The sequence below is a fragment of the Rhodanobacter sp. IGA1.0 genome (assembly GCF_040208325.1).
GTDB lineage: Bacteria > Pseudomonadota > Gammaproteobacteria > Xanthomonadales > Rhodanobacteraceae > Rhodanobacter > Rhodanobacter spathiphylli.
In genome coordinates this window covers 3,529,101-3,554,847 of the sequence record NZ_CP157948.1, presented here as the reverse complement: position 1 = coordinate 3,554,847, position 25,747 = coordinate 3,529,101, and the positions used below count along the sequence as shown (strand labels likewise).

Below are 25,747 nucleotides of genomic sequence, written 5' to 3'. Positions count from 1 at the left end.
CGGCGACCCGGTTCACCGGGTCGCGTTCAAAAAAACCGGCGCCCTCGTGGCGCCGGTTTTTTATTGCCGTGGAAATCCACGGCGTGCATCGGACTGGCACGCGGCTCGCGTTTCGCGTTTCTCGCGCGCGATCTTAATCCCGTTGCGGAGGAATGGGTGTGCGCATTTTCGCCTTGTGCCAACGCCCCGACGGGCGTCTCGCGAGCGGAATGCGATCACGCGCGCGAAGCGCATTATCTTGCGATTCGCCCGGGTTCGCCGCGCCAGGGTGGACTGCCGCCACCGTCCAAAGATGAGTCGCGTCGAGGCCTTTGGCGTATTCCATTGCTCCGGGACAGGAGCGCGGAAGCGACCATGCGTCGCATTATATTTCGATTATCTGTCGATTATTCGTAATTACTTTCATAAATCCTTCGTACTGCGAATTTTTCGCATTGACACTCTTTCGGAGCGGTCATTAGCGTCGGCGCGTCGTCAACTCCCGAGGGAGTGCGAATGACATTCCGTCCAGATCCGGCGACAGCCACCGGCTTTCGCTGATCCATCGTCCGAAAGGGGAAACTGATGCTCCAGAAGAAACTCGTCGGCGCCTTGCTCGCCGTCATGGGCGGCCTTGCGATGCCGCTTTGCATGGCTGCGACCCGCGTGGACGTCCACGCGCAGGCGCTCGGGAAAATCACTTCGTCGGCCATGGCCGCGCGGCTGAACCTCGGTACCGGCAACGCGTTCGTGCCGCGCAACCAGCTCAGGACCGCGCACGGCACGGTGAAGACCCGCGAGCAGCAGACCTATCTCGGCGTGCCGGTGTATGGCCGGCATCTGGTGGTGGAGCGCAATGCCTCCGGCGTTGTCCTGACGGCACGGGGTTCGGCGGAGCGCGACCTGGGTGCGCAGTTGCCGTCGGTGCATCCCCGCATGACCGCCTTGCAGGCGCAGGCTGCGCTGCAGTCCGCGCGCGGCCAGTCCGCGCTGGTGACCGACAACGCAAAGAGCCGTCTATACGTCTATCCGCAGGCGAATGGCCAGGCCCGGCTGGTCTATCAGACCTCCTACCTGGTGACCGTTCACGGCAAGCCGTCGCGACCGACCGCGCTGGTCGATGCCAACAACGGCCAGGTGATCCGCCAGTGGGAAGGCCTGACCGACGGCCGTCGTCCGCCGGGCGGAAGCACGACTCCGGTAGCCGTAGGCGCCACCGGTCCCGGTGGCAACGAGCTGACCGGCCTCTACGACTACGACAATTCCGGCCCGGGCCGGGAGCTGCTCGGCGCCCAGCGCGTGGGCAACACCTGCTATCTGCAGAACGATGAAGTGGCCACCTACAACCTCGCCGGCGGCCAGCGGGTTACCCAGTGGACGTTCGGTTGCAGCGGTTCCGATCCGGCAAACTGGGTGAGCTTCGGCGACAGCATCAACGGTGCCTACTCGCCGATCAACGACGCCCACCATTTCGGCGGCGTGGTGTACGACATGTACAACACGTGGTTCGGCAAGCCACCGTTGGAGAATGACGATGGCACGCCGATGCAGTTGCACATGTGGGTGCATTACGGCACCAACTACGAGAACGCCTTCTGGGACGGCAGCGAAATGATCTTCGGTGATGGCGACCAGTATTTCTTCCCGTTCGTGGTGCTGGACGTGACCGGGCACGAAATCAGCCATGGTTTCACCGAACAGCATTCAGGCCTGGAGTACGACGGCCAGTCCGGCGGCATGAACGAGGCGTTCTCGGACATGGCCGGCGAGGCAGTGAAGTTCTACGACCGCGGCAGCAACGACTTCATGGTCGGCGCCGACATGGTCAAGCCCGCCACGGTGCCCCTGCTGGGCATGGCGGCGCTGCGCGACATGTGCACGCCGAGCAACGACGGATTGTCGATCGACAACGCGGCCGACTACTACGACGGCCTCGACGTGCACTACTCCAGCGGCGTCTACAACCGCGCGTTCTGCACTCTGGCGCGGACCGATGGCTGGGATACGAAGATGGCCTTCGAGGTGTTCCACGACGCGAACGCGCTGTACTGGGGTCCCTCGGAAACCTACGACAGCGGCTCCTGCGGCGTGGAACAGGCTGCGGTCGACCGCAGTTACGCCGAGGCCGACGTTGCCGCCGCCTTCGCGGTGGTGGGCGTGACCTGCGACAACGTCCCCAGGTAAGCGCGGGACCTCGGCGCGCAGCACCCTCGGGTGCTGCGCGATTTTCGTCGCCGCATCGCCGCCATCCGCCTGGCTGCTGGTGGCCGCCGTCGACGAACAGGCAAAAGAACAACGTCAGCCGCGCGGCGCGATTCATCGCCGCCGCAGCAGCGCAGCCATAATCGGGAGAGGGCAATGAACAAGATTTACCGCAAGGTCTGGAATGCAGCGCTCGGAGCAATGGTGGTCGCATCGGAACTGGCGCGCGGCCGTGGTCGTGCCGCCGGCGTACGGCGCCAGTTGATCGTCGGCGTGCTCGGATTGGCATTGGCGCCGCTGACGGTCCATGCCCAGACGGCCGCCGCCACCTGCACCTACACGACCGACGGAACCAGCACCAGCGTGCCGGCGACTCCGACCGGCGATGGCGCCTTCGTCTGCGGTGTGGATGCGGACGCCAGTGGCAACAACGCCAGCGCGATCGGGTCCAATGCGAGCGCCACGGCGGACTCGGCCACCGCGCTTGGCGGCGCCTATGTCGACACCGACGGCACGGTCTACACCACCGAAGCGAGCGGTTTCGGGGCCACGGCGCTGGGCGCCGGCGCCGGCGCGGATGGCGCCGACAGCACTGCGGTGGGCGCGCTGGCGTACGCAACGGGCCAGGGCTCGTTCGCCGGCGGCAGCAATGCCGGTGCCGACGGCTACAACAGTGTGGCGCTGGGCGCCAACGCGCAGGCATCCGATCGGGGCAGCATTGCGATCGGCGGCGGCGACCCTGATCCGGACAACAACTACCTGGCCACCGAAGCACAGGGCGAGGGCTCGATCGCGCTCGGTTCGATCGCCGCGGCCGAAGGTCGCGGGGCGATGGCGCTGGGTTACCAGACCGCGGGCATCGGTGACAACGCCACGGCGGTCGGCAACGGCGCCTTCGCGATCGGCGCGGGCGCCACGTCGCTGGGCGGGGCCGCTTATACCGACGCGGATTCGGCCACGGCCATCGGCAACAACGCGGCTGCACGCGGGCAGAGCGCCACCTCGGTCGGCGCCGACAGCTACGCCGAAGGGGCGTACGCCATCGCGATGGGAGCGCAGGACGGCACCGGTTACGGCGGCGCGCTGGGCGACTATTCGCTGGCGCTCGGTCTGGACAGCGGCAGCCTGGGCACCCAGTCGCTGGCCATCGGCCTGCTGGCCGGTGCAGTGAACAACTACGCCACGGCGGTGGGCGGTTTCAGCACGGCCTCCGGTGCCTTCGGTACAGCGTTGGGCTACGCCACCACGGCTGCAGGAAGGGCCAGCCTGTCCGTCGGCGTGCAGGCCGACGCGGAAGGCGATTACGCGGTGGCCATGGGCGCCGGCGCCCAGGGCCTGGGCGTGGATACGGTGGCCGTCGGCGACAGTGCTGCCGCCGCGGCCGACTCGGCCACGGCCGTGGGCGGCGCCTACACGGACACCGACGGCACGGTCTACACCACCGAAGCGAGCGGTTTCGGGGCCACGGCGCTGGGCGCCGGCGCCGGCGCGGATGGCGCCGACAGCACTGCGGTGGGCGCGCTGGCGTACGCAACGGGCCAGGGCTCGTTCGCCGGCGGCAGCAATGCCGGTGCCGACGGCTACAACAGTGTGGCGCTGGGTGCCAACGCGCAGGCATCCGATCGGGGCAGCATTGCGATCGGCGGCGGCGACCCTGATCCGGACAACAACTACCTGGCCACCGAAGCACAGGGCGAGGGCTCGATCGCGCTCGGCTCGATCGCCGCGGCCGAAGGTCGCGGGGCGATGGCGCTGGGCTACCAGGCCGCGGGCATCGGTGACAACGCCACGGCGGTCGGCAACGGCGCCTTCGCGATCGGCGCGGGCGCCACGTCGCTGGGCGGGGCGGCCTACACCGGCGCCGACGCGGCCACCGCGATGGGCAACAACGCGACCGCGCTGGGCACCAGCGCCACGGCGGTGGGCGCGGACAGCTACGCCGAAGGCGCGTATGCCATCGCGATGGGTGCGCAGGACAGCAACGGGTATGGCGGCGCCATCGGCGAGCAGTCGATGGCACTGGGTTTCGACAGCGGTGCGCTGGATGCCGGTACGGTGGCCGTGGGTGGCTACAGCGTGGCCCAGGGGTTCCTGGCCACCGCACTTGGCTACAGCTCGGTGGCGGTGGGTGATTTCTCGCTGGCCGCCGGCGTGGGTGCGGAAAGCGACGGCACCGATGCGGTGGCCCTTGGCGATGGTGCCTGGGCCCAGGCGGACAACAGCGTGGCGCTGGGTGCCGGTTCCATCGCCGATCAGGTCGACACCGTCTCCGTCGGCAGCGCAGGCGCCGAGCGCCGTATCGTCAACGTCGCCGATGGCGTGGATGCCACCGACGCAGCCACCGTGGGTCAATTGGGCACGCTGCAGTCGCAGATCGACCAGACGGACGCGGCGGCGGTGAAGTACGACGGTGTGGCACAGGACTCGATTACCCTGGGCGGTGCCGATGGCACGGCAATTCACAACGTCGCCGACGGCGTTGCCGCCACAGATGCGGTGAACCGGCAACAGCTGGACCAGGTGGATGCGAAGACCGATGCCAACGCCCAGGCGATCGTCGACCTGGACGGTCGGGTCACCGGCATCGAGGGGCAGATCGGCGATCTGCAGCAGAGCACGCAGGAGCTTGGCGCGGTGGCGATCGATACCGTGGGCGATGGCAGCGACGACGCTTCGGTGCTGGCCGGCTCGCGTGGCGTGGCGATCGGCTCGAATGCCGAGGTGGGCGGTGACCACGGCACGGCGATCGGCGGCGACAGCTATGCGGCGGGCCCGAACGACACCGCGATCGGCGGCAATGCGAAGGTGAATGCCGATGGCAGCACCGCGGTGGGTGCCAATACCACGATCGCGGCGACGGCGACCAACGCGGTGGCGATCGGCGAAGGCGCATCGGTGAGCGCGGCGTCGGGCACGGCGATCGGCCAGGGCAGTTCGGCCACGGCTGCCAGTGCGGTAGCCCTGGGCCAGGGCTCGCTGGCCGATCGTGCCAACACGGTGTCGGTGGGCACGGCGGCAAACAACCGCCAGATCACCAACGTGGCGGCGGGTACCCAGGCCACCGACGCGGCCAACTTCGGCCAGGTGCAGCAAGCCCTGGTCAGCGCGAAGGACTACAGCGACGCCAACGCCCAGCAGACCCTGCAGAGCGCCAATGCGTACACCGACCAGAAGTTCGCCAACATCGCCAGCACGGCAGACGTGAACTCGCTGCGCAACGACACCAACAACCGCTTCCGCGCCATGGACAAGCGCGTGAACCAGGTCGGTGCGATGGGCACGGCGATGGCGCAGATGGCGTTCAGCACCCAGGGCATCAACACGCCGAACCGGGTGGGCGTGGGCATGGGTGGTTACGGCAGCACCGCAGCGCTGGCGGTAGGCTACTCGCGGCAGTTGTCGCCGAGGGCCAACCTGACCTTCGGTGCGGCGGTCAGTGGCAAGGAAACCTCCGGTGGCGTGGGCGTGGGCTTCGGCTGGTAAATCAGGCCGCCGGGCCCTGCGGAAAGGCCCCGGACATGCGCGAGAGCAGACAGGAACCGGCGCCCATGTGGCGCCGGTTTTCTTTGGTGGCCGAGGCCCGCCGCCATCGCGTGAGGCGGCAGTCACGTGTCCATGCGCAGGTCGCGATGAAGCAGGTCCCGTCCGGCTGCTGCGCGGAGGGATTCCGGGAAAAGGAAAGGCCCGCCTGGGCGGGCCTTTCTGTCGTGACGCGATGAAGCCTCAGTGGTGTCCGTGCGCCAGTCCCGGGCAGGCCAGGTCGAGCACGAAGCCGTCGTGGTCGGAAACGCCGATGGCCTTGCGGAGATCGGTCGCGGCGGCCGCGTCGTCCTGGACCTGGTCGGGGGCATCCAGATTGCCGCGACCGTATTCGAAACCGCGGAAGCAGCGCTGGGCGAGGCGATCGAGCAGCGCCTGGTCGAGCACCTGGGCTACCGGAACGTCACGGCCGGAGTCGAACGAGCCGGTGCTCTGATAGCCCTGGATCTGGCCGAGCTGCTGGGTGAACAGGAACGAGTAGCGGTCGTTCGGGGCCACCGACTGCACCGCATTCCACAGCGCCGGCTTCACGATGTTGCCGCCGAGGTCGAGCAGGTTGGCGCTGTCGTCGTAGGTGCCGGCGATCGCGCCGACCACGTCGGTCCAGCCGTCGGTGAACGGATAGGCGTTGAAGTCGCCCAGCACCACCAGCGGTTCGAAAGCGGACTTCGCGTCGGTCTGCAGCGCCTGCACCCGCTGCGCGATGTCCACCGCGCCGTTGAAGCGCTTGAGGCGGTTGCGGGTGGCATCCGCCCCGCCATCCACGCCGATCAGCGACTTCGGGTGCACCACCATCAGGCGGAACGAAAAGCTGCCCTTGCCCAGCCTGGTGCCTTCGAGCAGCAACGGCGGACGGTCGTGCAGATAGGTCGACTGGCCGGTGCCCGGGTCCACCCAGGTCGCGTCGTAGCCAAGTTGGCTCACGCTGGCGATCTGCACGCGGTCATCCTGCACCAGGAAGCCCACGTCGATGCCGCTGGGATCGTGCCCGTCGACCAGGTGCGCGGAATAGTGCACGCCGTAGTCGCCGTTCAGTTGCGCGGCCAGCAGTTCGAGCACGGACAGGTTTTCCACCTCCTCGGCGCCCAGCACGTCGGGCAGCTTCAATACGCCGCCGATGTAGGCAGACAGTCGCTGCAGCTTGAGCTGCAATTCGTCCGCCGTCGGCGTGCCCTGATCACCGCACTCATAGGTGCTGTTGTCGCCATCGGTGTCGCACAGCCGCAGCATGTTGAGGTTGCCCACGCGCAGGCCATCGGGGCCCCGCCAGTCATGCACCGGGCGCGGCATCGTGTTGGCATCGAGGATGTGCAGCATGGTCGGCTGGAAGTCGTAGTCGCCGAAGCTGTAGCTCATCACGCCTTCGGCGATGAACCGCGCGCCGCCGTTGATCCCGGTGCCGGTCGGCACCGCGCCGAGGGCATCGGCGTCCATTTCGAAGACTTCCGGGTTGCCGTCCCACACGCCGGAGTGCAGGTCCGACGCCGGCAGGCCGAAGGTGACGCCCTGCGAACGCAGCGAACGGCTGCCGCCGGCACTGACGAAGACCTCGGCGAACGGATCGTTGCCGTAGCGCTGGTTGCCGCGGTCGACGATGCCGTTGACGATCAGGACGCGCATGCCCTCGAAGCATTCGAAATTGGTCGTGCCGCAGGACAGGTTCGCCGGATCGGTCGACGGCAGGTTGCGACCGAACAGCACCGGCAGCGGCAGCCGGTTGCCCGAGCTGCGCACGCTGATGCTGGGGCCGGTCAGTTCGGTCAGCCCGTAGTACTCGGCCACGCGGGCGCGCACGTCCACCGCGTCACCGGTCTTCACCGTCGGAGCGCTGCCGGTGAACACGTATACACCGTTCGAGGTCAGCCGGACGTGGTCGTCGCGGCGGTCAGGCGTCTGCATGGTGAAGCCGGCCGGACCGACACTGGTGACGATGTTGTTGCGGGTGATCACCGGCTGGCCGGTGAACGGCGAGCTGTCCCCATTGCCCTGGATCTGGAAGATCTCGACCTGGGCCGCATCGTCGTTGAGGATGCCGCCGATTGCCTCGCCGCGGGCAATCGCCAGGCCGCTGGACGGCTCGCTCAGCTGCACCGCGAAGTCTTCGTCCGGTTCGATCTTCGTGTCGCCGTGCACGGTGACGGTGATCTTCTGCACCGTGTCACCGGTGGCAAAGGTCACCACCTGGTCCAGCGCGTCGTAGTCGCCATCGGCCACGGTGGCCGCGCCATCGGCCGTACGCACGCGCACCTGCACCGGCGACGGCGCCGGCTTGCTCAAGGTGAGGCTGAAGTCGAGCGCGGTGGTGCCGCTGTCGCCCTCGTCGATCACCGCATCGGCCACCGACACGCCGAGGCCGAGGTCCGAACAGCCGCTGCCGGCGTTGTGCGGCGCCGAGGGCGACTGCAGGCTGAAGTCCGTCGCGTTGTCGCCGGTGTCCTGCACCAGCCCGGCCGCGTTGCTGATGCGGGCATACGAGCGGTCGGCATTGGTCGAGCCCAGCGAGGCCAGCCGCGTGCCTTCGCCATAGGCCGAGCCGCCGCTGAGGCCGACCTGGTCCAGCACCGTGCCGCCGGCATCGGCGATCGCCAGGCCGCCGGTGTCGGTGATGCCGGTCTTGTAGATCACGTCGCCGCCCACGCTGCCGGAGTAGCCGCTGCTGGAGCCGTTGGTCAGCAACAGGTAGCAGCCCGGCGCGATCGACGTACCCGATGGCAGCGTCGCACGTGTGCCGGTGGTGCCGCTGTCGTTCGAGCCGAGCAGGGTGTAGCCACCCACGTCGAGCGCGCTGGGCGAGCCGTTGTGCAGCTCGACGAATTCATCGTTGCCGCCGGCCGGTCCGCGTACGCGGAAATTGCTGATCGTGAGATCCGCGGCCAGCGCGGGAAGCGCCGCGGCAAACAGACACAGCGCCATTCCCGCGGCGCGACGCATAGGCATCATGACGTGATTTCCCTCGATGTGTTGGCGGATTCCCCTTCCCGCAACCTGACCACTGTCCGTGACGGCGCAATGACAGCTCAGTCATACCCCGGCCCGGGGCGATGACTTTGCGACGGCTTCGGCAGTTTCGAAGGAAGCTGCCGGACTGGCAACCGCAACGGCGCCGAACAGGAATTTTTCCTAGGCGCGATGCCGCCATTGCGCCGGTGAACTCGGCACAATGGAGGGCCGCGCCAGGGATGAACGGCATGCGGGCCGAATCCCGGGCCATTCGCATGCGCCTGGCCGGATGTGATACCTATGACGTTTGCCGTTTTCGCCCCAGGGCGTCGACGGTTTCGCGTGCACTCAAGCGGGGTGGAGGATGTCGGCAGTGATTGAGCCGGCGGTCGGCGGGGCGAGCATGGCCGTGGAGGATCGCGAGGCGGAAGTCTGCGCGTGGCTGGTGGCGCGTGGTCGCCTGAAGGAAGGCGATCTGGTGCGCGCGCGCCGGCTGCACGAGGAGTCGACCGAAGGCACGCTGACCACGCTGATGGCGCGTCTTGGCCTGGTGTCCGAGCGCGATCTGGCCGAGGGCTGGGCCGAACTGCTGCAGGTGCCGCTGCTGTCCGCGCGTGATGCGCCGGAACTGCCGCCGGCGGATCTGGAGCTGTCGCTGCGTTTCCTCAAGCAGCAGCACGTGGTGCCGGTGCAGGACGAAGCCCACGGGCTGGCGTTGATCGTCGCCGATCCGGCCGATCCGTATCCCTTGCAGGCGGTGCAGTTGGCCGCCGGGCGGCCGGTGGCATTGCGGGTGGGCCTGCGTTCGGAAATCGACGGCCTGATCGAGCGCTACTACGGCTCCGGCCGTTCCGCGATGGGCACCATCGTGGAGAACCTCGACGGCAGCGCCGCCGAAGAGGACGACGTCGAGCACCTGCGCGACCTCGCCTCCGAGGCCCCCGTCATCCGGCTGGTCAATCTCATTCTTCAGCGCGCGGTGGAGCAGCGCGCTTCGGACGTCCATATCGAACCGTTCGAGAACCGGCTGAAGGTGCGCTACCGCATCGACGGCGTATTGCACGAAGTGGAAGCGCCGCCGTCGTCGTCGACCGCCGCGGTGATCTCGCGCGTGAAGATCATGGCGCGGCTCAACATTGCCGAGCGCCGCCTGCCGCAGGACGGCCGCATCCAGTTGCGCGTGCAGGGCAAGGAGCTGGACCTGCGCGTGTCCACCGTGCCGACCAGCTTCGGCGAATCGGTGGTGATGCGCATCCTGGACCGCGAATCGGTGGTGTTCGACTTCGAGTCGCTGGGCTTCACCGACAGCTTCAAGCAGCGCTTCGTCGACGTGCTGCAGAAGCCGCACGGCATCCTGCTGGTCACCGGCCCGACCGGTTCGGGCAAGACCACCACGCTGTACACCGCGCTGAGCCAGATCAACACCAACGACGTGAAGATCATCACCGTCGAGGACCCGGTCGAATACCAGCTCGAAGGCATCAACCAGATCCAGGTGAAGCCGCAGATCGGGCTGGATTTCTCAGGCGCCTTGCGCTCGATCATGCGCCAGGACCCGGACGTCATCATGATCGGCGAGATGCGCGACCTGGAGACCTGCCGCATCGCGATCCAGTCCGCGCTCACCGGCCACCTGGTGCTGTCCACGCTCCACACCAACTCCGCCGCCGGCGGCGTCACCCGCCTGCTCGACATGGGCGTGGAGGATTACCTGCTCGGCTCCACCATCAACGGCATCCTGGCGCAGCGGCTGGTACGCCGGCTCGATCCGGAAACCGCGATTCCATATGAAGCGCTGCCCGAGGTGATCGAGCAGTTCGAGCTGCACAAGTACACCGATGAGCGCCCGATCCGCCTGTGGAAGCCCGGCACCAGCGCGGCCAATCCCAGCGGCTACCGTGGCCGCCGCGCGATCATGGAGTTCCTCACCATGAGCGACCCGCTGCGCCGCCTGGTGATGCAGCGCGCCAACGAGGGCGAGATCGAAAAGCAGGCCCGTGCCGAAGGCATGCGCACGATGTACGAGGACGGCATCGCCAAGGCCGTGGCCGGCATCACCACGTTGGAAGAGGTCCTGCGCGTGACGCAGGAAGGCTGAGGTGGCGCAGTTCCGTTACAAGGCGGTCAACGACGCCGGCGAGACGCTGCAGGGTCAGATGGAAGCGGCCAGCGTCGAGGAAGTGATCGGCCGGTTGCAGGACCAGGGCCACACGCCGCTGGAAGCGCTGCCGGCCGATGGTGCGGGCGGTGGCAGCGGCTTGGTCGCGCTGTTCAAGCGCGGGCCGTTCAACGGCGACCAGCTGGCCCAGTTCACCCATCAGCTGGCGACCCTGCTGGGCGCCGGCCAGCCACTGGACCGCGCGCTGGGCATCCTGCTCGACCTGCCCGAGGGCGAGCACGCGAAGAAGCTGATCGAACGCGTGCGCGATCGCGTGCGGGGCGGCAACACGCTGTCCTCCGCGCTCGACGAGGAACACGGCGTGTTTCCCAAGCTCTACGTGAGCCTGGTGCGCGCCGGCGAAGCGGGCGGCTCGCTGGAGGAAACCCTGCGCCGCCTGGCCGACTACCTCGAGCGCGCCCAGGCGATGCGCGGCAGCATCGTCAATGCGCTGATCTACCCGGCCTTCCTGCTGGTCGGCGTGCTCGGTTCGCTGGTGCTGCTGCTGGCCTACGTGGTGCCGCAGTTCGTGCCGATCTTCGAGGACATGCAGGTACCGATTCCGTGGATCACCCAGGCCGTGCTGACCGTGGGCAACACGCTGCAGGCTTGGTGGTGGCTGATCCTGCTGCTGCTCGGTGGCGGCCTGTTCGGCTGGCGTGCGCACCTGCGCGATCCCGCGGCGCGGCAGGCCTGGCATGGCCGCCTGCTACACATGCGCCTGGTCGGGCCGCTGCTGCTGAAGGTGGAAACGGCACGGATCGCCCGCACCCTGGGCACCCTGCTGAAGAATGGCGTGCCGCTGCTGAACGCGCTGAGCATCGCGCGCCAGGTCACCGGCAATCGCGCGCTCGACGCGGCCCTGGCCGCGGCGCAGGAACAGGTCAAGGGCGGAGCGGGCCTGAGCCTGGCGCTGGGCCAGTCGAAACTGTTTCCGCGACTGGCGATGCAGATGGTGCAGGTCGGCGAGGAAGCCGGCCAGCTCGACACCATGCTGTTGAAAGTCGCCGACACGTTTGAACTTGAGTCCCGTCGCGCGATCGATCGTCTGCTGGCTGCACTGGTACCGGCGCTGACCATCGTGATGACCGTGCTGGTGGCGATCATCATGGCCGCGATCCTGCTGCCGCTGTTGAGTCTGACCAGCAATATCCAGTAACCGAGGAGTAGGGCAATGATGAAGCTTTCGGGATTTGTGGGGCAGGGAATAGGGAATGGGCGCGCGCGTGGCGTTGCCCCCTCCTCAATCCTCCCCCGCGGAGCGGGGGAGGAGACGAAGGCAAGAAGCGCCTTGTTTCATAAGAGCGGGGGCTTCACCTTGCTCGAAATGCTCGCGGTGATCGTGCTGATCGGCATCATCGGCGCGGTGGTGGTGACCCAGGTCGGCAAGAACGTCGACAAGGGCAAGTACGGCGCCGGCAAGTCGCAGCTGATGACGCTGAGCCAGAAGATCGAGAACTACGCGCTGGACAACGGCACCCCGCCGCAGCAGCTCGACGGCCTGGTGACCCGGCCGCCGAACGCGGCGAACTGGCAGGGGCCGTATGCCAAGGCCTCCGAACTGAAGGACCCGTGGGGCCATGCCTTCGGCTACCAGTACCCGGGCCAGAACGGCAGCTTCGACCTGATCTTCTACGGCCAGGATGGCAAGCCCGGCGGCGACGGCTACAGCAAGGACGTGGGCAACTGGCAATGAAGCCGGGAATCGGGAATGGGGAATCGGGAATCGGAAAAGCGTGCGCTCACACGCTTGCCTGCTCTGCCCATTCCCTGTTCCCTGTTTCCCGTTCCGGGCGCGCGGGGTGCGCTGCCCCCTCCTCAATCCTCCCCCGCGGAGCGGGGGAGGAGGCGAAGGCAAGAAGCGCTTTGTTTCATAAGAGCGGGGGCTTCACCCTGCTGGAAATGCTGGCGGTGATCCTGCTGATCGGCATCGCGGTGGCAGCGGTGTCGGTGTCGGTGACCCAAGGCCTGGCCAGTGCGCGGGTGCGCGCGGCCAGCGGCGAACTGGCCGGCGCGCTGCGCGCCACCCGGGCGCAGGCGATCGTGCGCGGGCAGGAGCAGCACTTCGACGTCGATACCCGGGCGAACAGCTACGACGATGCGAGGCGGCACGACGTGCAGCTGCCTGTCGGCATGCACATCAGCATCACCAGCGCGAAGGAAGACCAGCCGAACGACCACACCGGACGCATCCGCTTCTTCCCCGATGGCAGCTCCACCGGTGGCCGCATCACCTTGCACAGCGGCCAGCGCGAGTGGCACGTCAACGTGTCGTGGCTGACCGGCGAAGTGCGGGTGGTCGATGCGGTGGCTTCCCGATGAAACTCGGGAATCGGGAATCGGGATTCGGGAATCGGCCAGGCGCGCCAGCGCCGGCTGCCCGCCTTTGCCATTCCCCATTCCCCATTCCCCATTCCCGGCGCCAACGCGGCTTCAGCCTGCTGGAAGTGATCGCCGCGATCATGCTGCTGGCGATCGCGTTCACCGCCCTGATGAAGGTGGCTGGCGCGTCGATCAGCCTGACCCACAACGCGGCGGAATACAGCCAGGCGGCGATGCGTGCGCGCAGCCTGCTGGACAGCGCCTTCGTGGGCGAGGCGGTGAAGCCGGGCAATCGTTCCGGCCGCTTCGATACGCAGTACCGCTGGCAGCTCGACGTGCGGCCGTGGAACACGGGCGGGCCCGCGGTGCCGGGCGCGCCGCTGCAGCTGTACCAGCTCGACCTCACCGTCTCGTGGGGGCCGCAGGCCCATCCGCGGGCGGCCCACTTCCGCACCCTGCGGCTGGGTGGTCCACTGGCCTCGGGCCAGGCGCAGGCCGGACCATGAAACGGCAGGCTGGTTTCACCCTGCTGGAAGTGCTCGCCTCGCTGGTGTTGCTGGCCTTGTTGCTGGTCGGCGTGTATTCGGGCATCCGCACCGCCACGCACAGCGTGCGCTCCGGCACGGCGGCGATCGAGCGGCTGGACCAGGTGCGCTCGGCCCAGCAGTTCCTGCGCCGCGAACTGGCGCAGAGCCTGGCCCAGCCGATCGATCGCACCGATCATGGCGAACCGGTCTACTTCGTCGGCAGTGCCCGGGAGATGCGCTACGTGGCGCCGCTGCCCGGTTACCTGGGCAAGCTCGGTCCGCAACTGCAGCAGCTGCGCCTGGTCGACGATGACCACGGCGGCCAGCGGCTGGAACTCAGCCTGGCCTTGCTGCCGCCCGACGGCCAGCCGCCGCAGGCGCTGGGCGATCCGCAGGTGCTGGTCGACCACGTCAGCAGCGGCAGCTTCAGTTATCGCGGCGTCGATTCGAAAGGTGCCGCGGTGGCGTGGTCGCCGACCTGGGCCGATGGCCGCGTGCTGCCGCAACTGGTGCGGGTCGAGCTGCAGGTGAGCGGCACCGTCGAGTGGCCGCAGTTCGAGGTGCCGCTGCGGGTGAATGCCTCGCCGGCCGGACTGGTGCGCATGGGTCTGCGCGGCGGGAGCCTGCGATGAGGCGGGCGGCGCCGCACCTGCACGGGCGTCAGCGCGGCGTCGCGCTGCTGCTGGTGTTGTGGGCGTGCACCCTGCTGGCGATCCTGCTCGGCGGCTATGCCGCGCTGGCGCGCACCGAGGGCCTGCAGGCGCGCTACCAGTTCGCCCAGACCCAGGCGCACTACGCCGCCGAGGCCGGCCTGATGCGGGCGGCCTATGCCCTGCAGGACCCGCAGGCGAAGCAGCGCTGGATGGCCGATGGGCGGGTCTACACCTTCCACTACGACAACGCGACGATCACCGTGCGCGCCATCGATGAAGGCGGCAAGGTCGATCTCAACGCGGCCTCGCCCGAGGTGCTGCTGGCGCTGTTCCAGGCGGCCGGTTTGAAGCCTGCACCGGCGCAGGCACTGGTCGATCACGTGGTCGACTGGCGCAGCCTGCCGGCGGTGGAAGGCGATGACGCCAGCGCCCGGGCCGGGTACCTCGCGGCCGGGAGAAACTACGGTCCGCGCCACGGCCCGTTCGCTAGTGTCGAGGAGTTGCAGATGGTGCTGGGCGTCACGCCCTCGCTGTACCGGCTGCTGGCGCCGGCGCTGACGATCTGGTCCGGCAGTTCCAGCCCCGATCCGAACACCGCGCCGCCGCTGGCGCTGGCGGCGATCCCGGGGATGACGCCGGAACAGCGCCAGCAGATCGAGGCTGCACGGCAGCAGAACGCAAAGGACCCGCAGCTGGTTCTGGGCAGCGGAACAACGCATAGTATCCGGTCCGAGGCTACGCTGGCCGACGGCACGCGCGCGGTCCTGCGCGCCACGATTCGCCTGCAGGCGGGGCAGGCGCAACCGTACGCCGTCTTGCGCTGGCAGGAAGGGGAGGCGGAATGAGTTCGGCAACGCAGTCACTGCGGCCGCTGGTCGATGTCGTACGCCGCAGTTGGCGTGCCTCGCCGTTGCCGGGTTTCCTGTACTGGTGGGGTGGCGAGCTGCGTGCGCTGCTGCCGTCGCGCTGGCGCGGTGCCTTCGGCAGTGGCGCCGACTGGTACCTGCTGCAGTGCGCCGGCCCCCGCTGGGATTTGCGCCGCAACGGTCACGCCGGGCTGCTGTCGAGCTGGGATGAAACGGAGCCGGGCATCGACGGCGCCGGCAAGCCGCCGACGGCGTTGCGCGATGCACTGCAACGCGTCGATCGCGAGGATCTGCGCCTGGCCCTGGTGCTGCCGTCCGCCCTGGTGCTGCGGCGCACGCTGAGCCTGCCGCTGGCGGCACGCGACAACCTGATGCAGGTGGCCGGTTTCGAGATGGACCGGCAGACCCCGTTCAACCTGGCCCAGGTGCACCACGCCGTGCGCGAGCTGGCGACGGCGGCGCCGGCCGGGCGCTTCAACGCGGAACTGGTGGTGGTCACCCGCGACGTCCTCGATCCCGTGCTGGCGCGTCTGCAGGCACAGTCGATCAGTGTGGACGCGGTGGACGTGGCCGATGGCCATGGCCGCCTCGGCGTGAACCTGTTGCCGGCGGCGCAGGTGCCGCGCCATGCGCATCCGCGGCGCCGGCTCAACCTGCTGCTGGCCGCGGCCGTGGTGGTATTGCTGGCCTGCGTGCTGGGCGAATGGCTGCACAACCGGCAGCTGGCGCTGGAGCAGATGCGCACGGAAGTCGAAGGCATGCGCGGCGAAGCGCAGCAGGTGGCTGCGCTGCGCCAGCAGCTGCAGGACAACGCCGGCGCCGCCGGCTTCCTGGCCCAGCGCAAGAAGAACAGCGTGGCGATGCTCAGCGTGCTCGAAGACGCCACCGCGCGCCTGCCCGACAGCGCGTGGCTGGAGCGCCTCAGCGTGGACAACACCGGCCAGATCGGCTTCCAGGGGCAGAGCCAGCAGGCTGCGAAACTGCTCGACACCTTGAAGGATTCGCGCCTGATCACCGACGCCAGTTTCCAGGGCAGCATCCAGCCCGATCCCACCACCGGCAAGGAGCGCTTCTACCTCACCGCCCGGGTCAACCAGCCGAAGCCGCCTGCGCCGAGTGCCGCGAGTGCCGGGGGCACGCCATGAAGCTGGCGGCGATGAACCGGCGCGACAGCCGCATCGCGGCGGTGCTCCTGCTGCTGCTCGTGCTGCTGCTGGCCTACTTCGTATTGCTGCACTGGTGGTTCGTGGCGCCGTTGCAGCAGATCCGCGGCGAGATGGCCGACCTGCGCGACACGCAGAGCCGCTACGCCGCCGCGATCGCCGAGAAGCCCGCGCTGCTGCAGCGGATCGCCGCGCTCGGTGCCGGCCAGGCGGCCAGCAGCGCGTTCCTCTCGGCGGACGATCCCAACACCGCTTCGGCGGACCTCATGCAGCGCGTGGTCGACGTGGTCGCGGCGCACGCCGGCAGCGGATCGTGCACGGTGAGCCAGAAGATGCCGCTGCCCAGTCCCGCGCCGGCCGCCGGCGAACCGTATCGCAAGGCCGCGGTGAGCATCAGCCTGAGCTGCGACATCGAGCCGCTGGCCGCGGTGATGCAGGCACTGGAGCAGGGCACGCCGTATCTGTTCATCGACGACCTCAGCATCTATCGAAATCCGGTGGCCGCCCAGCAGGGTGGCGCGGTACCGCTGGAAGTGCAGTTCACCCTGTCCGGCTATGTGCGGCCGGCGCGGGCCGCGCCCGCATCGCCCGGCACGCCAGTGGCTTCGACGGGAGACGCGCCATGAACGCGGCCGCCCAGCGTCGTCTCACGCCCTGGCTGATGCTCGGCGCCATCGCGCTGGCGGCGCTGCTGCTGGCCCTGCTGCTGGGGGTCGGTCGTGGCGTGCACTGGGACGAGCCACGCGCACGCGCGCCGCTGCCGCCGGCCGGCAATTCCGCCAACCTGCCGCAGCCGTTGCCGCTGCAGCAGTTCGCCCTGGTCTGGCAGAAGCCGCTGTTCGCGCCCGACCGCAAGCCGACCGCTTCCGCGGCCGATGGCGGCAGCCAGCTCGGCGACCTCGAACTCACCGGCGTGATCCTCACGCCAGCATTGCGCATGGCCTTGCTGCACGATCGCCAGGCCGACCGCGAAGTGCGCCTGCGCGAAGGCGAATCGTTGCCCGACGGCAGCGTGGAACTGGTCGAGGTGCGCGCCCGCTCGGCCATCTTCGATGCCTCCGGCGGGCGCACCGAACTGAAGCTGCCTGCCGGCGCGCCGATCGACCCGCCGCGCGGCGCCGATCGGAATGCCTCCGGTGAAGGTGCCGCGCCGAGTCGTTCCGCGCCGCCGGTGCCGCCGATGCCCAACCGCGCCACGCCCGAATCGCCGCGCGAATCGCCGGCCGAGCGCCTGCGCCAGAATATCCAGAAACGTCGGGCCGCCCGCGCCGCCGCGGCCAACGAAGGAGTACGTTGATCCATGTTCCGCACGCTCACCCAGCAAACCCTGCGCGCCGCCACGCTCGCCTTCGTGGTCGGCGTGGCCGGTTGCGCCAGCCTGCCGCAGCCGCATGACGACGGCACCCTGCAGCGCGAGGCGATGGCCGGCACGCAGAACCCGGTGCCGGCGCCGTTGCCGTTGAACACCAGCGTGGCCAGTGGTGCCGAGGCCACGGCGAGCCCCGAGATCAGCCACGGCAGCGGCCAGTTCATCCATCCCGGCGCGCTGGCCACGCCCAGGCCCGCGGCCAGCGGCAGTGGCGCGGTGACCTTCAACTTCGAGAACCAGCCGGTGCAGGCGGTGGTCAAGGCGATCCTCGGCGACCTGCTGAAGCAGAACTACACCATCGTGCCCGGCGTGCAGGGCAACATTTCGTTCTCCACCTCCGAGCCGGTCGACGCCGGCCAGGCGCTGCCGATCCTCGAAACCCTGCTGGGCTGGACCGGCAACGCGCTGGTGCATCGCGACGGCGGCTACGTGGTGATGCCGCAGAAGGACGCGGTGGCCGGCAACCTGGTGCCCAGCCTGGGCGCCACCGCGCCGCAGGGCGGGCTGCAGGCGCGGCTGTTCCCGCTGCGCTACATCTCGGCCACCGAGATGCAGAAGCTGATCAAGCCGTTCGCGCGGCCCGACGCCACCTTGCTGGCGGACCCGGCGCGCAACCTGCTGGTGATGTCGGGCACGCCGCAGGAGCTGGTCAATTACCAGAGCATGGTGCGCACCTTCGACGTCGACTGGCTGCGCGGCATGTCGGTGGGCGTGTTCAACCTGCAGTACGCCACGGTCGGCGACCTGATGCCCAAGCTGGACGGCATGTTCGGCGTGCACGGTGACACCCCGCTGGCCGGCATGCTGCGCTTCATCCCGATCGAGCGGACCAATGCGCTGGTGGTGATCAGCACCCAGCCCGACTACCTGCGCGAAGTGGGCGACTGGATCGCCCGCATCGATCGTGGCGGTGGCAACGAGCCGCAGCTGTTCGTCTACGACGTGCGCAACATCAAGGCCTCGGACCTGGCCCGTTACCTGGCCAACATCTACACCAACGGCGCCGGTGGCGGCGGCACCGGCGACAGCGGCGGCCAGGTCGGCCCGGGCCTCACCGGCGCCACCCTGGGCAGCGCCGAGAGCGCCGGCGGCACCAGCATGGGCAGCACCGCCGGCGCCTTCGGCAACGCGTCGGATGGCTCGCGCAACGGCGGCATCAGTGGCGGCATCAATGGCACCGACGGCAATGGCGGCCTGAACATGGGTGGCGCTCGCGATGCCGGCGGCAGCGGCACCAGCGGCGGTTTCGGCAGCACCTCGGGCAGCAGCTTCGGCAATGCCGCCGGTGGCAACGGCGCCGCCGGCGACCAGCAGTACAGCTCCAGCGACGGCAGCGTGCGGATCAGTTCGGTCGACAGCAACAACCAGTTGCTGGTGCGCGCGCGGCCCTCGCAGTGGGAAGAGATCAAGTCGGCGATCGGCAAGCTCGACAACGTGCCGATGCAGGTGCAGATCGAGACGCGCATCCTGGAAGTGAACCTCACCGGCGAATTCCAGTTCGGCGTGCAGTGGTACCTGGAAGGCCTCACCGGCAGCACCACCACCAGCGACGACAGCGGCAACTCGGTACTCGTGCCGGGCCAGCCCTACCGCCATCGCCAGATCGGCCTGGGCCAGGGCGGCAACGCGTTCGGTGGCGAGCCGTTCTTCTACTCCTTCCTCAACAGCAACCTGCAGGTCGCCGTGCGCGCGATGGAGACCAGCGGCAACACCAAGACGCTGTCAGCGCCGTCGATGGTGGTGATGAACAACCAGACCGCCAGCATCCAGGTCGGCAACAGCATCCCGATCAATTCGGTCAGCGTGAACTCCGGTCTCGGCAACACGACCAGCCAGAGCGAGGTGAAGTACCTCAACACCGGCGTGATCCTCAACGTGCAGCCGCGGATCAATCCCGGCGGCCTGGTCTACATGAACATCAGCCAGGAAGTGAGCCAGGCCGATCGCACGGTGGCGCTGGTCAACGGCAATCCGGCGATCTCGCAGCGCAAGCTGGCCACCCAGGTGGCCGTGCAGAGCGGCCAGACCGTGCTGCTGGGCGGCCTGATCGAGCAGGCCGAAGGCAACACCGACACCGGCATTCCCGGCCTCAACCGCATCCCCGTGCTGGGGCGGTTGTTCGGCAGCACCAATCGCAGCCGCAACCGCACCGAGCTGATCGTGCTGATCACGCCGCGGGTGATCCGCGGCGGCGCCGATGCCAAGCAGGTCACCGACGACTACCAGAACAAGTTCGAGTCGCTGACCCCGCTGCGCAAGTCGGGCGAACCCGTTCCCGCGGCAGCGGCCACCACCGTGCCGCTGCCGGCTGTGCCCCAACCGCAATCGCCACCGCCACCGGTGCCGAGCTGGCCCGAACAGATGCAGCAGCATGCGGAACTGGCGCTGGGCAAGGGCGACTATCTGAACGCGCAGAACCTGGCGATCCAGTCGTGGCAACAGGGCACGCATCAGGGCCAGCTGTGCGAACGCAACTGGCAGGTGGTCATCGAGGCGCGCCAGCATGCGCAGGATGCGAAGGGCCTGGAGCTGGCGCGCAAGCGCCTGGCCGATTGCCGGGCACCGGTGAAGTCGCCATAACGCCACGCCCTCGCGGGGCAGGCCGGGCCTGCTCCGCCTGCAGCCACTATCATTCGCGTGGATGACTGCATCCACGCCGACCTTTCCGATCACCGAGCTGCTGCCGCAGATCGTCGCCGCGCTGGCGACGCATCCGCGGCTGGTGCTGGAAGCGCCGCCGGGCGCGGGCAAGACCACCCAGGTGCCACTGGCCCTGCTCGACGCCGACTGGCTGGCCGGGCAGAAGATCGTGATGCTGGAGCCACGCCGGATCGCGGCGCGCTCCGCCGCGCAGTTCATGGCGCGGCAGCTGGGCGAGGAGGTCGGGCAGACCGTCGGCTACCGCATCCGCTTCGAGTCGAAGGTGAGCGCGGTCACCCGCATCGAGGTAGTCACCGAAGGCATCCTGACCCGGCTGATCCAGCATGATCCGGAACTGACAGGCATCGGCGCGATCGTGTTCGACGAATTCCACGAACGCCATCTCGCCGGTGATCTCGGCGCCGCGCTGGCGCTGGACGTGCAGGCCACCCTGCGGCCCGGGCTGCGTCTGCTGTTGATGTCGGCCACGCTGGATGGCGAGCGCATCGCCCAATGGCTGGACGCGCCGCGGCTGTCCAGCCCCGGTCGCAGCTTCGCGGTGCGCATCGAACATCCGCCCGCGCGCACGCAGGAGGCGATCGAACACCAGCTGGCGCGGGTGGTGCGTCAGGCGCTGGAGGAAAACGGCGGCGACGTGCTGGCCTTCCTGCCCGGCCGCCGCGAGATCGCCCGCGTGCAGGCGGTGCTGGCGCAGACCCTGACGCGCGACGACGTCGAGGTGCTGGCCCTGCATGGCGAACTCTCGCTGATCGATCAGCAGGCGGCGCTGGCGCCGGCGGAGCCGGGCTCGCGCCGCGTCGTGCTGGCCACCAACGTGGCCGAGTCCAGCATCACCTTGCCGGGCATTCGCGCAGTGGTCGACAGTGGCCTGGCGCGCGAGCCGCGTTTCGACCCGAACTCCGGCTTCACCCGGCTGGAGACGGTGACCATCGCGCAGGCCTCGGCCGACCAGCGCGCCGGCCGCGCCGGTCGCGTGGCGGAAGGCACGGCGTATCGACTGTGGCCGCAGAGCCGCCGGCTGGAACCGGCGCGCACCGCGGAGATTGCCCAGGTCGAGCTGTCCCCGCTGGCGCTGGAACTGGCAGCATGGGGCATCACCGGCAGCAGCGAGGCCGACCTGCCCTGGCTCGATCCGCCGCCGGCCGGTGCGCTGGCGCAGGCGCGCGAACTGCTGCAGCAACTGGGTGCTCTGGGCGACGATGGCCGCATCACCGCGTTGGGCAGGCGCATGCTCGAACTGGGCGCCAGCCCACGCATGGCGGCGGCGGCCCTGCATGCGCCGCCGCCGTTGCATGCGCTGGTGGCCGACCTGCTGGCCTTGCTCGATGCCCGTTCGCCGATGCGCGGCGAACAGGCGCGCAATGATGACCTGCGCGTGCGCCTCGCTGCGCTGCATGCCTGGCGCGACCGTCGCGGCGCCCAGGCGCGCGACGCGGACGCCGGCGCGCTGGCGGCGATCGAACAGGCCAGCAAGGGCTGGCGCCGTCGCCTCGACGTGCGCAGCGCCGCCAGTGGCGTGCCGCACAGCCACAGTGTCGGCGACCTGCTGCTGCACGCCTTTCCCGACCGGGTGGCGCGCCGCGACGACAGCAATCCTACGCGCTACACGCTGGCCAATGGCCGCGGCGCACGCCTGCACGAGAACACCGCCTTGCTGGGCGAGCCGTGGCTGGTCGTCATCGAGTTGCGCCGCGACAGTCGCGACAGCCTGATCCTGGCCGCTGCGCCGCTGGACCCGCGCGTGCTGGAGCGCGACTTCCCGACCCGCTTCACCCGCGAACGCAGCCTGTGCTGGAACGAGCAGCGCGGCGCCGCCGAGGCCTTCGACGAATCGCGGTTCGGCGCGATCGTGCTGGAACGACACAGCGTGCCGGTGAAACCGCCCGACGCCTTGCCTGCGCTGCTCGCCGCCGTGCGCGCGCGGGGCATCGACAGTTTGCCGTGGAGCGATCATGCGCGGCGCCTGCGCGCTCGGATGCAGGCCCTGCGCCAGTGGATGCCCGAGCTCGGCCTGCCCGATGTTTCCGGCGTGGCCTTGCTGGCTTCGCTGGATGACTGGCTGGCGCCGTGCCTGGCAGGACGGCATCGACTCGATGCGCTGGGGCCGGAGGATCTGTCCCAGGCGCTGGTGTCGCGTCTGGATCATCAGCAGCGTCGCATGCTGGATGCGCAGGCGCCGGAAAGCCTGGTGGTGCCCAGCGGCCAGCAGCGCCGGCTGGAATACGTCGAAGACGGGCCGCCGGTGCTGGCGGTGAAATTGCAGGAGTTGTTCGGCCTGGCCGACACCCCGCGCGTGGGCGCCGGTCGCGTGCCGGTCACCCTGCACCTGCTCTCGCCGGCGGGGCGGCCGATCCAGGTGACCCAGGACCTGAAGGGTTTCTGGGAGCGCACCTATCCCGAGGTCAGGAAGGAAATGAAGGGCCGCTATCCGCGCCATCCCTGGCCCGATGACCCGTGGACCGCCACGCCGACGCACCGCGCGAAGCCCCGCGAGCGACGCTGATCCGCGTGCGGCTCGTAACGGTCAGAGCACATGTCGCTCTTGTACCATCGAGGCAACGGACGCTGAGCGGGGCTGCCAGAGAACATGGATCGCGACGAGCTTGACCCGGCCCGGGTGGATCGGCGGGAAGGCCATGACAGCCGGTTGTCGCTGGCCAAGCCATCGCCATGGCGGCTCAGTGCGTGGCTGTGGAGCCTGCTCGTGCTGCTGGGCGGACTGGCCCTGGCGCTGTCCGTGCACCATCAGCAGCAGCAACGCCGGCTGGCCGAGCAGTCCTTCGTTCGTGGCGAACTGGCCAACCGCACGTTCTCGGCCCTGCAGGACAAGCTGCATTCGGCCGAAGCGATGTTGCGCGCCGTGCAGACGCTGTTCCTCGCCTCGGACCAGGTGACCCAGGTCGAGTTCGCCAACTTCTACACCAACCTGCGCCCCCGCGAGCGGTTTCCCAGCCTGCTGGCGCTGGCCTATGCACAACGCGAACAGGCTGGCGCGGGTGAGCGCTACGTGACGCGCTGGGTCGAGCCTGCCAGCGGCAATGCGGCGGTGATCGGCCTGGATGTGGGGGCGCAGCCGCACAACCTGGCTGGCCTGCTGGCCTCGCGCGACAGCGACCAGGCCACCCTGTCCGCGCCGTTTCGCCCGGTGCAGCAGCGCGGCGCCAGCGGCACCGAGGACGGCATCACCCTGCGCCTGCCCGTGTTCAGCCCGGGCGACCCGCCGCAATCGCTCGCGCAACGGCACCAGCGCATGCGCGGCTCCATCGCCGTGTCCTTTCGGGTCAGCAAGCTGATCGACAGCGTCCTGCAGGATGACGTGCGACGCGACCTGCGACTGCAATTGGCCGATGTGACGGAAGCCGGCCACGTGCTGCCGCTGTACGACTCGATGCCCGGCGCGCCGGATGTCCGCGGCGGCTATCGCTTCGAGCGCCGACTGGCCTACGGCGGCAGGGTCTGGGACGTGGTGATGCAGCCACGCGACATCACCCCTCCCGCGATCGACTGGCGCCAGTCGACCCTGCCCGGCGGCCTGCTGGTGAGCCTGCTGCTGGCCCTGCTGGTGTATTCCATCGTCGGGACGCGGCAGCGCGCGCTCGAGCTGGGCTGGCAGATGAGCCGGCGCTATCGCGAGAGCGAGGAGCGCTTCCGCGCCCTGAACGAGTTGCTGCCTGCGCTGGTGCTGCTGGCCGAAGTCGATGGCGGCCGGATCACCTACGCGAACCGCACTTCGCGTGATCGACTCGGCGACGAGGTCACCGAACAGCACCTGCCCGACCTGTTCGACGACGAGATCCTGCGCGGGCAGCTGCGCGATGCCGAGACCCGCGGCTGCAGCCGGATCGAGGCGCGCCTGCACGGCGCTTCCGGCGCGCGCTTCTGGGCCAGCGTGGCGATCTCGCGCATCGAGCTGGACGGACGCAGCAAGCTGCTGATGGTGGCCAGCGACATCACCGAACAGCGCCAGCTGACCGAGCTGCTCAGTCACCAGGCCAGCCACGATGCGTTGACCGATCTGTACAACCGGCGCGAATTCGAGCGCCGCCTGCACGATTCGCTGGTGGCCGGCGTGGCGGGCCCGCCGATCATCGTGCTGCTGTACGTCGACCTCGACCAGTTCAAGCTGATCAACGACACCTCCGGCCATCTCGCCGGCGATCAGCTGCTGGCCCAGCTTTCGATCGTGATGCGCAAGCAGCTGGGCGGCACCGACGTGCTGGCCCGGCTCGGCGGCGACGAGTTCGGGGTGCTGCTGACCCGGGTGGCCGACCAGCAGGAAGCGGAGCGGATCGCCGAACGCGTGCGTCGCTGCATCGACGGATACGTGTTCATCTGGGAACAGCGCAGCTACACGATCAGTGCCAGCATCGGCGGTGTGGTCGCCGAGCCGGCCGGCATCTCGGCCAAGGATCTGCTGACCCAGGCCGACACCGCCTGCTACGTGGCCAAGGAGTCCGGCCGCAATCGCGTGCACTTCTACTCCGAGCGCGACGACCAGACAGTGCGCCGGCGCAGCGAGATGGAGTGGGCCAACCGCCTGCGCTGGGCCGTCGACGAACATCGCCTGCAGCTCACCTACCAGGAAGTGTGGCCACTGCCGCTGGGCGACGGCGCCGAGCCGGGCATCGAGATGCTGTTGCGTTTCCGCGAGGAGTCCGGGCAGCTGGTGGTGCCCGGCGTGTTCCTGCCGGCGGCGGAGCGCTACGGCCTGATGCCGTCGGTCGACCGCTGGGTGATCGAGACCACGCTGGCCAACTTCGAGCGACTGCACCCGGCCGGCAACCGGCTGGACATGGTGGCGATCAACCTGTCCGGCGCCAGCATCGAGGACCCGGTCCTGGTCGACCGCATCATCGAACTGCTGCAGCGCTACCGGGTGGAGCCTTCGCGTGTCTGCTTCGAGATCACCGAGACCGTGGCCGTGCGCAACCTGTCGCAGGTGGCGCGATGCATGGCCTTGTTGCGCAGCGCCGGCTGCCGCATTGCGCTGGACGATTTCGGCGCGGGCATGTCCTCGTTCACCTATCTGAAAAACCTGCCACTGGACATCATCAAGATCGACGGCAGCTTCGTGCGCGACATGCTCACCGATCCGGTCAGCCACCTGATGGTCAAGGCGGTGACCGACATCGGGCATCGACTGGGCCTGGAGGTGATCGCCGAATGGGTGGCCGACGCCGAGACCGTGCAGGCGCTGACCGCACTGGGCGTGAACCGGGTGCAGGGCTTCAGCCTGCATCAGCCGGAGCTGGCGGTGTTCCAGCGCGACTGAGTGTTCGGCAGCGCAATCCATGGACGTCTGGACGTCCATATGCAGAAGGGCCCGGTCGTTGCCGACCGGGCCTGGTCCCTGCCTGAATGCGGGTG

16 protein-coding genes are annotated in these 25,747 nt (G+C 68.9%); 15 read left to right on the top strand and 1 reads right to left on the bottom strand.

Features of this window, described 5'->3' with window-relative positions:
* Positions 1 to 630: 630 nt before the first annotated feature.
* Positions 631 to 2,163, top strand: coding sequence for a M4 family metallopeptidase (locus ABNK63_RS15960; RefSeq protein WP_350016182.1), 1,533 nt, complete (start codon positions 631 to 633; stop codon positions 2,161 to 2,163).
* 174 nt (positions 2,164 to 2,337) lie between these two features.
* Positions 2,338 to 5,664: an ESPR-type extended signal peptide-containing protein gene (locus ABNK63_RS15955; protein WP_350016181.1), complete on the top strand. Its 3,327-nt coding sequence runs from the start codon at positions 2,338 to 2,340 to the stop codon at positions 5,662 to 5,664.
* 240 nt (positions 5,665 to 5,904) lie between these two features.
* On the opposite strand, the gene ABNK63_RS15950 is transcribed toward ABNK63_RS15955, so the two are convergent.
* Complete coding sequence (locus ABNK63_RS15950; protein WP_350016180.1) at positions 5,905 to 8,661, bottom strand: lamin tail domain-containing protein; 2,757 nt, start codon at positions 8,659 to 8,661, stop codon at positions 5,905 to 5,907.
* A 364-nt stretch (positions 8,662 to 9,025) separates the two neighbouring features.
* On the opposite strand from ABNK63_RS15950, the gene gspE reads away from it, so the two are divergent.
* From gspE to ABNK63_RS15885, 13 genes are all read left to right on the top strand, one after another.
* Complete coding sequence (gspE, locus tag ABNK63_RS15945; RefSeq protein ID WP_350016179.1) at positions 9,026 to 10,759, top strand: type II secretion system ATPase GspE; 1,734 nt, start codon at positions 9,026 to 9,028, stop codon at positions 10,757 to 10,759.
* Position 10,760: 1 nt separating this feature from the next.
* Entirely contained in the window at positions 10,761 to 11,978 is a 1,218-nt protein-coding gene (gene gspF, locus ABNK63_RS15940) for a type II secretion system inner membrane protein GspF (RefSeq protein ID WP_007806844.1), read from the top strand.
* Positions 11,979 to 12,146: 168 nt separating this feature from the next.
* On the top strand, positions 12,147 to 12,515 hold the full coding sequence (locus tag ABNK63_RS15935; protein WP_007806842.1) for a type II secretion system protein GspG: 369 nt from the start codon (positions 12,147 to 12,149) through the stop codon (positions 12,513 to 12,515).
* Between the two features lie 206 nt (positions 12,516 to 12,721).
* Positions 12,722 to 13,141 carry a GspH/FimT family pseudopilin gene (locus tag ABNK63_RS15930; protein WP_050981429.1) on the top strand — a complete coding sequence of 140 codons (420 nt, stop codon included), beginning with the start codon at positions 12,722 to 12,724 and terminating at the stop codon, positions 13,139 to 13,141.
* A 125-nt stretch (positions 13,142 to 13,266) separates the two neighbouring features.
* Entirely contained in the window at positions 13,267 to 13,647 is a 381-nt protein-coding gene (locus ABNK63_RS15925) for a type II secretion system protein (protein ID WP_350016178.1), read from the top strand.
* The gene (locus ABNK63_RS15920; RefSeq protein WP_350016177.1) at positions 13,644 to 14,300 is read left to right on the top strand and encodes a prepilin-type N-terminal cleavage/methylation domain-containing protein; all 657 of its coding nucleotides are present in this window, start codon (positions 13,644 to 13,646) and stop codon (positions 14,298 to 14,300) included. The genes ABNK63_RS15925 and ABNK63_RS15920 overlap by 4 nt, the downstream gene beginning before the upstream one ends.
* Entirely contained in the window at positions 14,297 to 15,166 is an 870-nt protein-coding gene (locus ABNK63_RS15915) for a type II secretion system protein GspK (protein ID WP_007806835.1), read from the top strand. The genes ABNK63_RS15920 and ABNK63_RS15915 overlap by 4 nt, the downstream gene beginning before the upstream one ends.
* Positions 15,163 to 16,332, top strand: coding sequence for a PilN domain-containing protein (locus tag ABNK63_RS15910; RefSeq protein WP_350016176.1), 1,170 nt, complete (start codon positions 15,163 to 15,165; stop codon positions 16,330 to 16,332). The genes ABNK63_RS15915 and ABNK63_RS15910 overlap by 4 nt, the downstream gene beginning before the upstream one ends.
* Complete coding sequence (gspM, locus tag ABNK63_RS15905) at positions 16,329 to 16,976, top strand: type II secretion system protein GspM (protein ID WP_007806832.1); 648 nt, start codon at positions 16,329 to 16,331, stop codon at positions 16,974 to 16,976. The genes ABNK63_RS15910 and gspM overlap by 4 nt, the downstream gene beginning before the upstream one ends.
* A complete protein-coding gene (locus tag ABNK63_RS15900; RefSeq protein WP_350016175.1) occupies positions 16,973 to 17,647 on the top strand; it encodes a hypothetical protein in 675 nt (224 codons plus the stop codon). The genes gspM and ABNK63_RS15900 overlap by 4 nt, the downstream gene beginning before the upstream one ends.
* A 3-nt stretch (positions 17,648 to 17,650) precedes the next feature.
* Positions 17,651 to 20,299: a type II secretion system secretin GspD gene (gene gspD / locus ABNK63_RS15895; RefSeq protein WP_350016174.1), complete on the top strand. Its 2,649-nt coding sequence runs from the start codon at positions 17,651 to 17,653 to the stop codon at positions 20,297 to 20,299.
* Positions 20,300 to 20,360: 61 nt separating this feature from the next.
* Complete coding sequence (hrpB, locus tag ABNK63_RS15890) at positions 20,361 to 22,883, top strand: ATP-dependent helicase HrpB (RefSeq protein ID WP_350016173.1); 2,523 nt, start codon at positions 20,361 to 20,363, stop codon at positions 22,881 to 22,883.
* A gap of 84 nt (positions 22,884 to 22,967) precedes the next feature.
* Entirely contained in the window at positions 22,968 to 25,652 is a 2,685-nt protein-coding gene (locus tag ABNK63_RS15885; RefSeq protein ID WP_350016172.1) for an EAL domain-containing protein, read from the top strand.
* Positions 25,653 to 25,747 lie beyond the last annotated feature (95 nt).

What these genes read in the sequence shown, in the direction of transcription:
- ABNK63_RS15900 (WP_350016175.1), top strand. Translation starts at nt 16,973, where the DNA reads ATGAACGCGGCCGCCCAGCGTCGTCTCACGCCCTGGCTGATGCTCGGC.
- ABNK63_RS15930 (WP_050981429.1), top strand. Translation starts at nt 12,722, where the DNA reads ATGCTGGCGGTGATCCTGCTGATCGGCATCGCGGTGGCAGCGGTGTCG.
- ABNK63_RS15955 (WP_350016181.1), top strand. Translation starts at nt 2,338, where the DNA reads ATGAACAAGATTTACCGCAAGGTCTGGAATGCAGCGCTCGGAGCAATG.
- ABNK63_RS15915 (WP_007806835.1), top strand. Translation starts at nt 14,297, where the DNA reads ATGAGGCGGGCGGCGCCGCACCTGCACGGGCGTCAGCGCGGCGTCGCG.
- ABNK63_RS15920 (WP_350016177.1), top strand. Translation starts at nt 13,644, where the DNA reads ATGAAACGGCAGGCTGGTTTCACCCTGCTGGAAGTGCTCGCCTCGCTG.
- gspM (WP_007806832.1), top strand. Translation starts at nt 16,329, where the DNA reads ATGAAGCTGGCGGCGATGAACCGGCGCGACAGCCGCATCGCGGCGGTG.
- ABNK63_RS15885 (WP_350016172.1), top strand. Translation starts at nt 22,968, where the DNA reads ATGGATCGCGACGAGCTTGACCCGGCCCGGGTGGATCGGCGGGAAGGC.
- ABNK63_RS15935 (WP_007806842.1), top strand. Translation starts at nt 12,147, where the DNA reads ATGCTCGCGGTGATCGTGCTGATCGGCATCATCGGCGCGGTGGTGGTG.
- ABNK63_RS15960 (WP_350016182.1), top strand. Translation starts at nt 631, where the DNA reads ATGGCTGCGACCCGCGTGGACGTCCACGCGCAGGCGCTCGGGAAAATC.
- ABNK63_RS15910 (WP_350016176.1), top strand. Translation starts at nt 15,163, where the DNA reads ATGAGTTCGGCAACGCAGTCACTGCGGCCGCTGGTCGATGTCGTACGC.
- gspE (WP_350016179.1), top strand. Translation starts at nt 9,026, where the DNA reads ATGTCGGCAGTGATTGAGCCGGCGGTCGGCGGGGCGAGCATGGCCGTG.
- ABNK63_RS15950 (WP_350016180.1), bottom strand. Translation starts at nt 8,661, where the DNA reads ATGATGCCTATGCGTCGCGCCGCGGGAATGGCGCTGTGTCTGTTTGCC.
- hrpB (WP_350016173.1), top strand. Translation starts at nt 20,361, where the DNA reads ATGACTGCATCCACGCCGACCTTTCCGATCACCGAGCTGCTGCCGCAG.
- gspD (WP_350016174.1), top strand. Translation starts at nt 17,651, where the DNA reads ATGTTCCGCACGCTCACCCAGCAAACCCTGCGCGCCGCCACGCTCGCC.